The 14688-nt window shown below is 65.4% G+C and carries 14 protein-coding genes and 1 tRNA gene; 12 read left to right on the top strand and 3 right to left on the bottom strand.

Annotation, left to right across the window (positions count from 1 at the left end; all coding sequences use genetic code 11):
- The first annotated feature begins 40 nt into the window (after positions 1-40).
- From PQB87_RS12800 to PQB87_RS12790, 3 genes are all read left to right on the top strand, one after another.
- Complete coding sequence (locus PQB87_RS12800; RefSeq protein WP_011352710.1) at positions 41-685, top strand: phosphatidylserine decarboxylase; 645 nt, start codon at positions 41-43, stop codon at positions 683-685.
- Positions 686-700: 15 nt separating this feature from the next.
- On the top strand, positions 701-1573 hold the full coding sequence (pssA, locus tag PQB87_RS12795) for a CDP-diacylglycerol--serine O-phosphatidyltransferase (protein ID WP_021162801.1): 873 nt from the start codon (positions 701-703) through the stop codon (positions 1571-1573).
- A gap of 317 nt (positions 1574-1890) precedes the next feature.
- A complete protein-coding gene (locus PQB87_RS12790; protein ID WP_021162803.1) occupies positions 1891-3435 on the top strand; it encodes a 2-isopropylmalate synthase in 1545 nt (514 codons plus the stop codon).
- Positions 3436-3506: 71 nt separating this feature from the next.
- Here the strand turns inward: PQB87_RS12790 and PQB87_RS12785 are convergent, their stop codons facing one another.
- From PQB87_RS12785 to PQB87_RS12775, 3 genes are all read right to left on the bottom strand, one after another.
- Positions 3507-5057 carry a SulP family inorganic anion transporter gene (locus tag PQB87_RS12785; RefSeq protein WP_301861201.1) on the bottom strand — a complete coding sequence of 517 codons (1551 nt, stop codon included), beginning with the start codon at positions 5055-5057 and terminating at the stop codon, positions 3507-3509.
- A 33-nt stretch (positions 5058-5090) separates the two neighbouring features.
- Positions 5091-5732, bottom strand: a complete 642-nt coding sequence (locus PQB87_RS12780; protein WP_489241999.1) for a carbonic anhydrase — start codon at positions 5730-5732, stop codon at positions 5091-5093.
- A gap of 382 nt (positions 5733-6114) precedes the next feature.
- A complete protein-coding gene (locus tag PQB87_RS12775) occupies positions 6115-6627 on the bottom strand; it encodes a hypothetical protein (protein WP_059688497.1) in 513 nt (170 codons plus the stop codon).
- Positions 6628-6796: 169 nt separating this feature from the next.
- On the opposite strand from PQB87_RS12775, the gene PQB87_RS12770 reads away from it, so the two are divergent.
- The 9 genes from PQB87_RS12770 to PQB87_RS12730 all read left to right on the top strand — a co-directional run bounded on the left by PQB87_RS12770 (position 6797) and on the right by PQB87_RS12730 (position 14678).
- On the top strand, positions 6797-8056 hold the full coding sequence (locus PQB87_RS12770) for a branched-chain amino acid ABC transporter substrate-binding protein (protein ID WP_111942578.1): 1260 nt from the start codon (positions 6797-6799) through the stop codon (positions 8054-8056).
- A 118-nt stretch (positions 8057-8174) separates the two neighbouring features.
- Positions 8175-8444 (top strand): 30S ribosomal protein S15, encoded by a 270-nt coding sequence (gene rpsO / locus PQB87_RS12765; protein WP_006398792.1) that lies wholly within the window; start codon positions 8175-8177, stop codon positions 8442-8444.
- 290 nt (positions 8445-8734) lie between these two features.
- Positions 8735-10882 carry a polyribonucleotide nucleotidyltransferase gene (gene pnp, locus PQB87_RS12760; protein WP_048020531.1) on the top strand — a complete coding sequence of 716 codons (2148 nt, stop codon included), beginning with the start codon at positions 8735-8737 and terminating at the stop codon, positions 10880-10882.
- Positions 10883-11034: 152 nt separating this feature from the next.
- Complete coding sequence (locus PQB87_RS12755; RefSeq protein WP_060357746.1) at positions 11035-12054, top strand: NAD(P)H-quinone oxidoreductase; 1020 nt, start codon at positions 11035-11037, stop codon at positions 12052-12054.
- A gap of 163 nt (positions 12055-12217) precedes the next feature.
- Positions 12218-12973 (top strand): triose-phosphate isomerase, encoded by a 756-nt coding sequence (gene tpiA / locus PQB87_RS12750; protein WP_021162811.1) that lies wholly within the window; start codon positions 12218-12220, stop codon positions 12971-12973.
- 72 nt (positions 12974-13045) lie between these two features.
- Positions 13046-13426: a preprotein translocase subunit SecG gene (gene secG / locus PQB87_RS12745; protein ID WP_059688501.1), complete on the top strand. Its 381-nt coding sequence runs from the start codon at positions 13046-13048 to the stop codon at positions 13424-13426.
- Positions 13427-13538: 112 nt separating this feature from the next.
- Positions 13539-13623: transfer RNA gene (locus tag PQB87_RS12740), tRNA-Leu, on the top strand.
- A gap of 153 nt (positions 13624-13776) precedes the next feature.
- Complete coding sequence (locus tag PQB87_RS12735; RefSeq protein WP_006398798.1) at positions 13777-14136, top strand: NADH-quinone oxidoreductase subunit A; 360 nt, start codon at positions 13777-13779, stop codon at positions 14134-14136.
- A 62-nt stretch (positions 14137-14198) separates the two neighbouring features.
- Entirely contained in the window at positions 14199-14678 is a 480-nt protein-coding gene (locus tag PQB87_RS12730) for a NuoB/complex I 20 kDa subunit family protein (protein ID WP_006398799.1), read from the top strand.
- The last annotated feature ends 10 nt before the right edge of the window (positions 14679-14688 follow it).

Genomic DNA, 14688 nt, shown 5'->3' with positions numbered 1-14688 from the left:
TGCTACGGGCTTTGCAATTCACCGAACACAGAACGAATCCATGAACTATCCTCATCCGATCATCGCGCGCGAAGGCTGGCCGTTCATCGCGATTGCTGCCGTCATCGCGCTGTTGATCCACGCCGTCGGGGGCTTCGGCTTCGCGTGGCCGTTCTGGCTGCTGCTCGTCTTCGTCGTCCAGTTCTTCCGTGATCCGCAGCGCCCGATCCCGGCGCAGCCGAACGCGGTGCTGTGCCCGGCAGACGGCCGCATCGTCGCGGTCGAGACCGCGCAGGACCCGTACGCGAACCGCGAAGCGCTGAAGATCAGCGTGTTCATGAATGTCTTCAACGTCCATTCGCAGCGTTCGCCGGTCGATGGCGCGATCTCGAAGGTCGAGTACTTCCCGGGTGCGTTCCTGAACGCGGCGATCGACAAGGCGTCCACCGAGAACGAGCGTAACGCGGTCGTGATCCAGACGGCGAGCGGCAAGACCGTGACCGCCGTGCAGATCGCCGGCCTCGTCGCACGCCGGATTCTCTGCTACGTGCGCGCCGGCGAGCCGCTGTCGCGCGGCCAGCGCTACGGTTTCATCCGCTTCGGTTCGCGCGTCGACGTGTACCTGCCGCTCGGCAGCCGCGCGAAGGTGTCGATCGGCGAGAAGGTCTACGCGTCGTCGACGATCCTCGCCGAGCTCGAACAGTAAGCGGCGAGGCGCACGATGGCCGCATTCAAACCGCGTCGGCCGCGCAACGGCGCCGGCCAGACGCCACGCCCGTTCCGCCGCAACAAGGGGATGGCCGCCGATCCGGTGCCTATCGAGAGCCGCCGCGCCGCGCGCCAGCGGTTCCTGAAGACGCGCGGCATCTACCTGCTGCCGAACGCGTTCACGACCGCCGCGCTGTTCTGCGGCTTCTTCGCGGTCGTGCAGGCGATGAACGTGCGCTTCGAGATCGCCGCAATCGCGATTTTCGTGGCGATGGTGCTCGACGGGATGGACGGGCGCGTCGCGCGCATGACGCATACGCAGAGCGCGTTCGGCGAGCAGTTCGACAGCCTGTCGGACATGGTGTCGTTCGGTGTCGCGCCCGCGCTCGTGATGTACGAGTGGGTGCTGAAGGATCTCGGCCGCTGGGGCTGGCTCGCCGCGTTTGTCTACTGCTCGGGCGCCGCGCTGCGCCTCGCGCGCTTCAACACGAACATCGGCGTCGTCGACAAGCGTTTCTTCCAGGGGCTGCCGAGCCCGGCCGCCGCCGCGCTGATCGCGGGCTTCGTGTGGCTCGCCACCGACAACCGCGTGCCGATGAAGCTCGGCTGGCTGCCGTGGGTCGCATTCGTGCTGACGATCTATGCGGGTGTGACGATGGTGTCGAACGCGCCGTTCTACAGCGGCAAGGCGCTCGACGTGCGGCACCGCGTGCCGTTCGCGGCGATCCTGCTGGTCGTCGTCGCGTTCGTGCTCGTGTCGTCCGACCCGCCGCTGATGCTGTTCTGCCTGTTCGTGCTGTACGGGCTGTCCGGCTACGTGTTCTGGGCCTACATGGCCGTGCGCGGGCGGGCAAATCCCGCGCGCTCGTCGCAGCGCGATCACTGACGCGCGTTTTTTTGCCCGGAAACGGCGGCCTCGGGGCCGCCGTTTTCATTTGTCCCCCTGTTCGGCCCGGGCTGCCGGAAACCCGGGGTGCCGTCCGATTGCGCACCCAACGGAATGCCGCTATAGTCTTCGGCATGACTGCATTTTCCCGCCTCTCCCTCCTTCTAGCCGGTGCGCCGCTATGCGCGCTAGCTTCGGCGCGCCTGCCGCGCTGACCGTTCCCGCCCTCCGTCAAGCTTCGTCTGTTGTTGAGCGTCGCCAACGGTGGCGCGATCTCGTTACGTTTGACTTCCGTATAAAGAGCCCTGGAGCCCCCCATGACAGACAAGCTGATCATTTTCGATACGACGTTGCGTGACGGCGAACAATCGCCCGGCGCGTCGATGACGAAGGAAGAGAAAATCCGCATCGCGAAGCATCTCGAGCGGATGAAGGTCGACGTGATCGAGGCCGGCTTCGCGGCCAGCTCGAACGGCGATTTCGACGCGATCCACACGATCGCCGGTCTCGTGAAGGACAGCACGATCTGCTCGCTGGCGCGGGCCAACGACAAGGACATCCAGCGTGCGGCCGACGCGCTGAAGCCGGCCAACAGCTCGCGGATCCACACGTTCATCGCGACGTCGCCGCTGCACATGGAGAAGAAGCTGCGCATGACGCCGGACCAGGTGTTCGAGCAGGCGCGTCTCGCGGTGCGTTTCGCACGCAAGTTCACCGACAACGTCGAATTCTCGCCGGAAGACGGCAGCCGCTCGGACCTCGACTTCCTGTGCCGCGTGCTGGAAGCCGTGATCGCCGAAGGGGCCACGACCATCAACATCGCCGACACGGTCGGCTACGGCGTGCCCGAGCTCTACGGCAACCTCGTGAAGACGCTGCGCGAACGCATTCCGAACTCGGACAAGGCAATCTTCTCCGTGCATTGCCACAACGACCTCGGGATGGCGGTGGCGAACTCGCTCGCCGGTGTGAAGATCGGCGGCGCGCGTCAGATCGAGTGCACGATCAACGGTCTCGGCGAGCGCGCGGGCAACACGTCGCTCGAGGAAATCGTGATGGCCGTGAAGACCCGCAAGGACTACTTCGGCCTCGACGTCGGCATCGACACGACGCAGATCGTGCCGACGTCGAAGCTCGTGTCGCAGATCACCGGCTTCGTCGTGCAGCCGAACAAGGCGGTGGTCGGCGCGAATGCGTTCGCGCACGCGTCGGGCATCCACCAGGACGGCGTGCTGAAGGCGCGCGACACCTACGAGATCATGCGCGCGGAAGACGTGGGCTGGACCGCGAACAAGATCGTGCTCGGCAAGCTGTCGGGCCGTAACGCGTTCAAGCAGCGCCTGCAGGAGCTCGGCGTGTCGCTCGACAGCGAAAGCGAACTGAACGCGGCGTTCATGCGCTTCAAGGATCTGGCCGATCGCAAGGCCGAGATCTTCGACGAGGACATCATCGCGATCGTGTCCGAGGAATCGGCGCTCGCCCACGAGCAGGAGCACTTCAAGTTCGTGTCGCTGTCGCAGCACTCGGAAACGGGCGAGCAGCCGCACGCGAAGGTCGTGTTCGGGGTCGAAGGCAAGGAAGTGACCGGCGAGGCGCGCGGTAACGGCCCGGTCGACGCGACGTTCAATGCGATCGAGAGCGAAGTCGGCAGCGGTTCCGAGCTGCTGCTGTACTCGGTGAACGCGATCACGACCGGTACGCAGGCGCAGGGTGAAGTGACTGTCCGGCTGTCGAAGAGCGGGCGGATCGTCAACGGTGTCGGCACCGATCCGGACATCGTCGCCGCATCCGCGAAGGCGTACATCTCCGCGCTGAACAAGCTGCATTCGAAGGACGACAAGCTCAATCCGCAGCGCTCGTAAGCGCTGCGCGTCGCGCATCACCGAAACGCCCCGTGCGGCCCTGCGCCGCCGGGGCGTTTTTCATGCGCCGCTCATTCGGCGGCCGGCGCACGGAACAGCCAGCGGCGCGTGGCCGTGCGCGGCACCGGGCTGCGGCGCCGGAACTCCACGGCGATGCCGCGTCGCGGCGCATCGGCGACGAACGCGTCGAGCAGTTCGAGCACGTCGTGATCGATGTAATCGGCGCGCGTCGCGTCGATGATCACCGCGGCCCGGTCGGGGATGTGCCGCAGATGATGCTTGACCTGCACCTTGCCGAGAAACGACACGTCCTTGCGGAACGACAGCAGGAAGTGGTCGTCGTGCTGCGCGAGCGTCACGGGGCTTTTCAGGTTCGCGACGGCGACGGCCAGCACGCTGCACGCGAGGCCGAGCGCGATGCCGAACAGCAGGTCGACCGCGAGCACGCCGGCGATCGTCGCGGCGAACGGCACGAAGGCGGCCGGCCCCTGTTTCATCACCGAGCGGAACAGCGCCGGTTTCGCCAGCTTGAAGCCGGTATGGATCAGGATCGCGGCCAGGCTCGCGAGCGGGATCAGGTTGATCAGGCCGGTGAGCGCGAACACGCTCGCGAGCAGCAGCATCCCGTGCACGATCGCCGACATCCGGCTTTGCGCGCCCGCGTTGACGTTCACCGAACTGCGCACGATCACCGACGTGATCGGCAGCCCGCCGACCGCGCCCGCGACGAGATTGCCGACGCCCTGGGCCTTGAGTTCGCGATCGGGCTGGGTCGGCCGGCGCTTCGGATCGATCTGCTCGACGGCTTCGAGGCTCAGCAGTGTCTCGAGGCTCGCGACGACCGCGAGCGTGATCGCGACGCGCCACACGTCCGGATTGACGAGCTGCGCGAAGTTCGGGCCGAGCTCCGCATGCTTGAGCGACGCCGCAAAGGCCGCGAACGAGCCGAGTTCGGGCAGCGTCACGCGATGGGCGGCGCCCGGCGCGACCGACGGTGCGACGATGCTCAGTACGAGCGTGGCGCCGATACCCAGCACGACGACCGCAAGCGGAGCCGGCACCGAGCGCACCAGCGCGAAGCGGCGCAGCGCGGACGTGTCCCACGCGATCAGCAGCGCGAGCGACGCAAGCGCGATGGCCGTGGCAGCCCACGCGACCGGCAGGCCGGGCCAGTTCGCAAACGATTGCGCGGCCGGGCCGCCGATACCGAACGCGAACGGAATCTGCTTCACGATCAGCAGCAGGCCGATCGCGGCGAGCATGCCCTTGATGACGGGTGACGGAACGTAGGCGGCGAAGCGGCCGGCGCGCAGCATGCCGAACCCGAACTGCAGGACGCCGGACAGCAGCACCGCGAGCAGGAACGCGGAGAAGCTGCCGAGTTGTGCGATACCTTCGACGACGATCACGACGAGGCCGGCGGCCGGCCCGCTGACGGACAGCGACGAGCCGCTCAGCAGCGCGACGACGATGCCGCCGACGATGCCGGATACGAGCCCGGCAAACGGTTCGACGCCGGATGCGTTGGCGATGCCGAGACACAGCGGCAGCGCGACGAGGAACACGACGACGCCGGCGACGATGTCGCGCGGCAGGGTGGACAGGCGCTGGTTCAGTTTCATGGTCGGGATGATTTCATTGGCTTTGGGGGCAGGTCAGCCGAGCGCGCAGGCTGCGACGGCCTGCACGGGTTCGACGTCGACGGGCGGGGTGGTGTAGCCGGAATCGAGTTCCTTCAGGCGGCCGTCCGCGAGTGAAAAGATCCAGCCGTGCACGAGCGGTGGCCGTTCGCGGCCCCGCACGATCGGGGACGCGCGCAGCAGCCGTACCTGTTCGAGCACGTTGAGCTCGGCGAGGCGGTCGGCGGCGGCCGTGTCGTCGAGCCCGTCCAGCGTGTCACGATGGCTTCGCGCGAGCGCGCACAGCGGCGCGATGCGGCGTGCGACGTGCGGCAGGTCGGACGGCGGCGGCAGCAGCGATGCGCGTACGCCGCCGCACCCGTAGTGCCCGCACACGATCACGTGGTCGACCTGCAGCACGCGCACCGCGTACTCGAGCACGCTGGCGGAATTGTCGTCGTCGGGATGGAACAGGTTCGCGATGTTGCGATGGACGAACAGCTCGCCGGGCGCGCAGTGCGTGATGGTTTCGGCCGGCACGCGGCTGTCGGCGCAGCCGATCCACAGCACGCGCGGGTTCTGGCCGCGCGCGAGCGCGTCGAAGAAACCGGGCGTGTGTTCACGCGTTTCGCGGGCCCAGGCGATGTTGGCAACCAGCATGCTCTTGGGGCGATTCATGAGGACTCCTTTGAGATAAAGGCAATCGAATATCGGCAAAAATGACGAAATGGCATTCTTTCTAAATTGAAAGGTTTGGTTTCGACTGATATTAGGGGTATGCCCTAGCGCTTCGGGGGTGTTGAAACAAATTGTTTCAAATTGGTTTGGCGTAGTGCATTGCATGCACCAACTCACCGCATGATATGCACTGCGCGTGCCTGTTTTCAGGCAAAGGCCCGCATGACGGGGATGTCAGCGAATTGCCATCGGCATGTCATCGATCGGAAAAGATTTCCGTCGCATTTGCCGAATTAATAAGCCGGCGGAAAAAAGGAAATGGCCATTCACGCAATGATTCGTGAATGGCCATCGAGAAAATTGCGCGTAAATGCGTAATCGGTCAGAACAGGTTGCGGCGGTCGGGGTCGTGCAACGGGTCGGGTGTTTTCTGCGTGATGCGCAGGATGCCCTGCGGGTCGAAGTAGAAGCTGTACATCATGTACCAGACGTTGTCCTCGAGATACCGGTACGTCCATACCTCGCGCTTCATCAGCGGGAAGTAGGACGTCTCGACGGGGCGTCCGAAGTTGACGAGGACGTCGGTCTTCGTCCACTTGCCGATCTCCGCACGATAGAACTCGCTCGGCTGCAGGACCTGGCGCACGTTGACGATCTTGTGGGTCGCGTCGACGTCGGCCGCGACGGTGATCTCGCCCATCGGCTGGGTCGGCCACATCAGGCGCTTGCCGCCGCCGGGCAGGTCGTAGATCTCGCGCGGCGGGCCCATGCGTGCGACGATCGCCGACTCGTCCTGGCCGGCCTGGTATTGCTGCCACGGTTGCGCGCAACCGGTCAGCAGCGCGGCGGCGCCGGCGAGCAGCACCGGCAGGCGCGCGGGAATGCGAATGCGCATGGGGATTCTCCAGAACACGGAAACAAGTCCCGTTTTATCACGGACGGCAAGCGATCGCGCATCGCGCGGAAAAAATCGGTGCGGATCGCCGGCACGGTCGCGCTTGCGGGCGGCGGGGGCGCCGGCCTATGATCCGCGCTTCTCGGGCTGATTGAAGGGCAGGTGGCCGATGCAGGGGTGGAAGCGGTGCGCGCTCGCGTTGAGCGCGGGGTGGATGCTGGTGTCGTCCGCATTTGCCGGCGGCGAGCCGGTGCGGATCGCGCTGATCGAAGGGATGTCGGGCCCGTTCGCGAACGCGGGCGCGGCGGTCGAGCGCAACCTGCGCTTCGGCGTCGAGCAGGTGAACGCGGCGGGCGGCGTGAAGCTGCGCGACGGCGCGCACCCGCTCGAACTCGTCGTGCTCGACAGCAAGGGCAGCCCCGAGGAGGCGCTCGTGCAGCTGCGCGCGGCCGCGGATCGCCGCATCGGCTTCGTCACGCAGGGCAACAGCTCGGCCGTCGCGGCCGCGCTCGTCGCGGCGCTCGACAAGCTGAACGCGCGCGATCCGGACAACCGGATGCTGTTCCTCAACTATTCGGCCGACGATCCGGCGCTGACCGGCGCGCGCTGCAGTTTCTGGCATTTCCGCTTCGATGCGCACGCCGGCATGCGGATGGCCGCACTCGCGGACGTGATGGCACGCGACCGCGCGCTGCGCAAGGTCTACCTGCTGAACCAGGACTACAGTTTCGGCCGCGACGTCAGCACGCTCGCACGGCAGGCGCTGGCCGCGCGGCGCCCGGACGTGACGATCGCCGGCGACGAGTTCCACCCGATCGGCCGGATCAAGGATTTCTCGCCGTATATCGCGAAGATCCGCGCGAGCGGCGCCGACGCCGTTGTGACCGGCAACTGGGGCAACGACCTCACGCTGCTCGTGAAGGCGGCGCGGGAGCAGGGGCTGAATGCGAAGTTCTACACGTTCTACGGCAACAGCCTCGGCGCGCCGGCAGCACTCGGCGACGCCGGTGTCGGGCGGGTTGTCGCCGTGGCGGACTGGCACCCGAACGCAGGCGGCGCGAAATCCGATGCGTTCTACCGGGCGTTCCGGAACCGTTTTCCGGCAGCCCAGGACGACTATCCGGTGCGGCGCATGAGCCTGATGATCGAGATGCTGGCCGCCGCGATGAACCGTGCGGGTTCGGCCGACCCTGTCGCGGTCGCGCGTGCGCTCGAGGGTCTGTCGTTCGACGACGGCTTCCACGCGTCGCGGATGCGCGCGCAGGACCATCAGTTGATCCAGCCCCTTTACGTGATGGAGATGGACAAGGCCGGCACGCCGGGCGTGCGCTTCGACAACGAGGGGTCGGGTTATGGCTTCCGGACGGTGCTCGCGGTGCCGGCGCAGCGCACGGAGATGCCTTCAGCCTGCTCGATGACACGCCCGTGACAGGGGGCGGTAAGAACGGCGAGGAGTTGTGCTACAATGCCCGCCGGTTGTAAGTCACGGCACGGCCATTCTTCCGTGTCCGCCTGTTCAGTTAGAAAGTAGAAACCAAGGAAATCTCATGTCTGTTGCAGATATCAAGAAGTCGGAAGTCGTTGCTCAGTTCGCCCGCGGTACGAACGACACGGGGTCGCCCGAAGTCCAGGTCGCACTGCTGACCGCACGTATCGTCGAACTGACGGGTCACTTCAAGACCCACGCGAAGGACCACCACAGCCGCCGCGGTCTGCTGCGCATGGTGAGCCGCCGCCGCAAGCTGCTCGACTACCTCAAGGGCAAGGATGCCGACCGTTACCGCGCACTGATCGAGAAGCTGGGTCTGCGTAAGTAATCGAGGCGATTGCCGCCAGCAAGATGCCTGTGTCAGTCCGCTGATACAGGCATTTTGTTTTTGCGCGGTGCGTAGCGTCACACGCATCGCAGGCTGTCCGGCACGACTGTGCGGGGCCGCCGCAACGACTGATACCGGGGCAGGATTTGTGTCATTCCAGCGCGTCGCTGTACGAGTGCCGCGCTGGAATGGCATAAAAAACACACCTTGCTCCGGGTGATTCGGTCGGGACGCCGCCGCGCGGGATGGCCGGCGCGGCGAATGAAATGCATGAATTCAAAGGAGCAACCATGTCCATGTTCAACAAGGTCGTGAAGGAATTCCAGTGGGGCCAGCACAAGGTGCGCCTCGAAACCGGTGAAGTCGCTCGCCAGGCAAGCGGCGCCGTGATCGTCGACGTCGAAGACACCGTCGTGCTGGCAACCGTCGTCGGCGCGAAGTCGGCGAAGCCGGGCCAGGACTTCTTCCCGCTGACCGTCGACTACCTCGAGAAGACCTACTCGGCCGGCAAGATCCCGGGTGGCTTCTTCCGTCGCGAAGGCCGTCCGTCGGAGCACGAGACGCTGACGTCGCGCCTGATCGACCGTCCGCTGCGCCCGCTGTTCCCGGAAGGCTTCTACAACGAAGTCCAGGTCGTGATCCACGTGCTGTCCGTGAACCCGGAAATCCCGGCGGACATCCCCGCGCTGATCGGCGCATCGGCTGCGCTCGCCGTGTCGGGCCTGCCGTTCAACGGCCCGGTCGGTGCCGCGCGCGTTGCCTACATCGACAACGCATACGTGCTGAACCCGACGCGTGACCAGATCAAGGCATCGAGCCTCGACCTCGTCGTCGCGGGTACGGAGCGTGCGGTGCTGATGGTCGAATCGGAAGCCGACCAGCTGTCGGAAGATGTGATGCTGGGCGCCGTGGTGTTCGGCCACGAGCAGATGCAAGTCGCGATCGACGCGATCCACGAACTGGTGCGCGAAGGCGGCAAGCCCGAGTGGGACTGGCAGCCGGCGCCGAAGAACGAGGCGCTGATCGCACGCGTGACCGAGCTGGCACAGAACGACCTGCTCGCCGCTTACCAGCTGCGCGACAAGCAAGCGCGTTCGACGAAGCTGAAGGAAGTTTACGCAGCGACCTCGGCGAAGCTCGAGGAAGACGCACAGGCAGCCGGTACGGCAGCGGCCGACAAGGCCACCGTCGGCAACGTGCTGTTCGACATCGAAGCGAAGATCGTCCGTTCGCAGATCCTGAACGGCGAGCCGCGTATCGACGGCCGCGACACGCGCACCGTGCGCCCGATCGAGATCCGTACCGGCGTGCTGCCGCGTACCCACGGCTCGGCGCTGTTCACGCGCGGCGAAACGCAGGCGCTGGTCGTCGCGACGCTCGGCACGAAGGGTGACGAGCAGATCATCGACGCGCTCGAAGGCGAATACCGCGAGCGCTTCATGCTCCACTACAACATGCCCCCGTTCGCGACCGGCGAAACGGGCCGCGTCGGCTCGCCGAAGCGTCGCGAAATCGGCCACGGCCGCCTCGCGAAGCGCGCGCTGGTCAAGTGCCTGCCGAGCGCCGACGAATTCGGCTACTCGATCCGCGTCGTGTCGGAAATCACCGAATCGAACGGTTCGTCGTCGATGGCATCGGTGTGCGGCGGCTGCCTCGCGCTGATGGACGCCGGCGTGCCGATGAAGGCGCACGTCGCGGGTATCGCGATGGGCCTGATCCTCGAAGGCAACAAGTTCGCGGTGCTGACCGACATCCTCGGCGACGAAGATCACCTCGGCGACATGGACTTCAAGGTAGCCGGCACGGAGCAGGGCGTGACGGCGCTGCAGATGGACATCAAGATCCAGGGCATCACGAAGGAAATCATGCAGGTCGCGCTCGCGCAGGCGAAGGAGGGCCGCATGCACATCCTCGGCAAGATGACGTCGGCGGTTTCGGGTGCGAACACGCAACTGTCGGAATTCGCGCCGCGCATGATCACGATCAAGATCAACCCGGAAAAGATCCGCGACGTGATCGGCAAGGGCGGTTCGGTGATCCGCGCGCTGACGGAAGAAACGGGCACGACCATCGACATCTCGGACGACGGCGTCGTGACGATCGCGAGCACGAACAGCGACGGCATGGCCGAAGCGAAGAAGCGCATCGAGCAAATCACGGCCGAGATCGAAGTCGGTCAGGTGTACGAAGGCACGGTTCTGAAGCTGCTCGATTTCGGCGCGATCGTGAACCTGCTGCCGGGCAAGGATGGCCTGCTGCACATCTCGGAAATCGTCAACGAGCGTGTGAAGGACATCAACGACTACCTGAAGGAAGGCCAGCAAGTGAAGGTCAAGGTCATCCAGACGGACGAAAAGGGTCGCGTGCGCCTGTCGGCGAAGGCGCTGCTGAATGAAGCAGCGGCAGCGGCGCAGTCGGATACGCCGCCGCAGCAGTAAGCGGGCAGGCGGACCAACGGCCGGCAGTGCGAAAGCGTGCCGGCCGTTTTTTCTGTAGCATCGTTGTGCGGCGCAGCAGCGCCGGCTACGTGTCCGAGCCGCGCGCGGGCGCGCCATCCGATTCCGATCCTGATCCCGGAGCGACCATCACCATGAAAGCCATCGAAATCACCGAATTCGGCGCCCCCGACGTGCTGAAGCTCGCGGAGCGTCCGCGCCCCGAACCGAAGCGCGGCGAAGTGCTGATCAAGGTGGCGGCTTCCGGCGTGAACCGGCCCGACGTGTTTCAGCGCAAGGGTGCGTATGCACCGCCGCCGGGCGCGTCGGATCTGCCGGGACTCGAGGTCGCGGGTGAGATCGTCGGCGGCGATTTGTCCGACGCGGCGCTGAACCCGTTCGGCCTGAAGCTGGGCGATCGTGTGTGTGCGCTGCTCGCGGGCGGCGGTTATGCCGAGTATGCGGTCGCGCCGCTGCTGCAATGCCTGCCGGTACCCGACGGGCTTACGGATATCGAGGCCGCGTCGCTGCCCGAAACGTTCTTCACCGTATGGAGCAACGTGTTCGACCGTGCGCAGCTCGGCGCGGGCGAGGGCGGCGAGCAGGAGACGCTGCTCGTGCAGGGCGGCTCGAGCGGCATCGGCGTGACGGCGATCCAGATCGCGCATGCGCTCGGTTTTCGCGTGTTCGCGACGGCCGGTACTGCCGACAAGTGCCGCGCGTGCGAGGCGCTCGGCGCCGAGCGCGCGATCAACTACAAGACGGAAGACTTCGTCGAGGTCGTGAAGTCGCTGACGCACGATCGCGGCGTCGACGTGATCCTCGACATGGTGGCGGGCTCGTACGTGCCGCGCGAACTGTCCGCACTCGCGGATGGCGGCCGTCTCGTGCTGATCGCGCTGCTCGGCGGCGCGAAGGCCGACATCAACCTCGGCGAGATCCTGCGTCGCCGGCTGACGATCACGGGTTCGACGCTGCGCCCGCGTCCGGTCGAGTTCAAGGCGCAGATCGCCGCGCAACTGAAGGCGCGCGTGTGGCCGCTGATTGCCGACGGCCGCATCAAGCCGGTGATCTATCGTGTATTGCCGGCCGCGGATGCCGCGCAGGCGCATGCGTTGATGGAAAGCAGCGAGCACACCGGCAAGATCGTCCTGGATTGGGGGTCGAACGCCTGACGGCCCGTGTGGCCGGGCTTGACATACGCGGTTTGACCGGTTCAAGCCGTGCGCAGTAAAATCGCGGGTTTGCTTCGCCAGATCAAACCTGACGGCCGGTTTCCGGCGCGTTAATGGCACGTAAATGGCACGTTAATGACCAAGCGGTGACGAGACAGACACGATGTCGAAACAGAGAACTAAGCGTGTGATCGGCAACTGGAAGATGCACGGCCGGCTGGCCGGCAACCAGGCGTTGCTGAACGAAGTGGTGCAGGGTGCGGGCGCGGTGGCGGCCGAAACATCGGTCGGCGTGTGCGTGCCGTTCCCGTATCTCGCGCAGGTTCAGGCGCAGCTCGACGGCGGCCGTGTCGCCTGGGGTGCGCAGGACGTGTCGGCGCACGAGCAGGGCGCGTTCACCGGCGAAGTGGCGGCCGCGATGGTCGCGGAGTTCGGCGCACGTTATGCGATCGTCGGTCATTCGGAGCGTCGCGCGTATCACGGCGAGCGCAACGAGACGGTCGCGGCGAAGACGCAGCGCGCGCTCGCGGCAGGGCTCACGCCGGTCGTGTGCGTCGGCGAGACGCTCGACGAGCGCGAGTCGGGTGCGACCGAGCAGGTGGTCGGTGCGCAGCTCGACGCGGTGCTGGCGGTGCTGACGGCCGACGAGGCTGCGCGCATCGTCGTCGCGTACGAGCCGGTCTGGGCGATCGGCACGGGCAAGAGCGCGACGTCGGCGCAGGCACAGGACGTGCATGCGTTCCTGCGTGGGCGTCTCGCGGCAAAGGGTGCGGCGGACGTGTCCGTGCTGTACGGCGGCAGCGTGAAGCCGGACAACGCGGAAGAGCTGTTCGCGCAGCCGGACATCGACGGTGGCCTGATCGGCGGCGCGTCGCTGAAGGCGGAAGATTTCCTGGCGATCTGCCGGGCCGCGCGATAAGCGGTCCGGGATCGAATTGAACCATGAGGGTGGCCGGTCGTTCCGGTCGCCCGATCCAATCGGGTGGGTGTGATGCTGTTATTCAAGACGCTGATTATTGTGGTGCAGGTGCTGTCTGCACTCGGTGTGATTGGTCTCGTGCTGCTGCAGCACGGCAAGGGTGCCGACATGGGCGCTGCGTTCGGCAGCGGCGCGTCGGGCAGCCTGTTCGGTGCCACGGGGTCGGCAAACTTCCTGTCGCGTACGACGGGCATTCTCGCGACGATCTTCTTCGTCGCGACGCTGACGCTGACGTATCTCGGTTCGTACAAGGCGACGCCGTCGGCCGGTGTGCTCGGCGCGGCAGCGACCGCGCCGGCATCGGCGCCTGCAGCATCGGCGCCGGTAGTCGCGGCATCCGCCGCCGTTGCGGGTTCGGCTGCGAGCGCGCCGGGCCAGGATGTCCCGAAATAAAAAGTTAAAATTTTTGCGATTGTGCGTTGAACAATTCCGGGACTCAGGTTAGAATTTAATTCTTGAAGCGATTCGCGGGAAACAAGTAGTTACAACCCCGGTTGCATGCAGTGCCGACGTGGTGAAATTGGTAGACACGCTATCTTGAGGGGGTAGTGGCGAAAGCTGTGCGAGTTCGAGTCTCGCCGTCGGCACCAAAGTTACTCAATGCCAGCCGCTTCTAGTGGCTGGCATTTTTCATTTCTGGGGTGTGCTTGCGGTTGTCTTGCGATCGCGTGCACTCCGAAATGATTCCTTCCGCCGGAAGTGGTATTCTCCGGACGCTCAGAACCAACCGATAGAGGATTGCCTTGAACCTCGCAGCCTATTACCCCGTCTTGTTGTTCCTCCTCGTGGGCACTGGTTTAGGTATAGCGCTGGTCAGCATCGGCAAGCTCCTTGGTCCCAACAAGCCGGACGTCGAGAAGAACGCACCGTACGAGTGCGGCTTCGAAGCCTTTGAAGACGCCCGGATGAAATTCGACGTCCGGTACTACCTCGTCGCCATCCTGTTCATCATCTTCGATCTCGAAACCGCATTCCTGTTTCCGTGGGGCGTCGCGCTCCGGGATATCGGCTGGCCGGGTTTCATCGCAATGATGATTTTTCTGCTCGAATTCCTGCTGGGCTTTGCCTATATCTGGAAGAAAGGCGGCCTCGACTGGGAGTGATGGGTTAATCGCCGGTTTGCATGGGCGGCCACGCTCGGTCGCTCGTCTGGAGTGGAAAGCAAATGAGTATCGAAGGGGTCTTGAAGGAAGGGTTTGTCACCACGACGGCTGACAAGCTGATCAACTGGACGCGTACCGGCTCGCTGTGGCCGATGACGTTCGGGCTCGCGTGTTGCGCCGTCGAAATGATGCATGCGGGCGCGGCCCGTTACGACCTGGACCGGTTCGGCGTCGTGTTCCGCCCGAGCCCGCGCCAGTCGGACGTGATGATCGTCGCCGGCACGCTCTGCAACAAGATGGCGCCCGCGCTGCGTCGCGTGTACGACCAGATGGCCGAGCCGCGCTGGGTGATCTCGATGGGATCGTGCGCGAACGGCGGTGGCTACTACCACTACTCGTACTCGGTGGTTCGCGGCTGCGACCGGATCGTGCCGGTCGACGTCTACGTGCCGGGCTGTCCGCCCACGGCCGAGGCGCTGGTCTACGGCGTGATCCAGCTTCAGGCGAAGATCCGCCGCACCAATACCATCGCCCGTCAATAAAGCCCCGAGC

It is taken from the genome of Burkholderia sp. KL41, from assembly GCF_057005415.2.
This window is presented reverse-complemented; position numbering and strand designations above follow the sequence as displayed.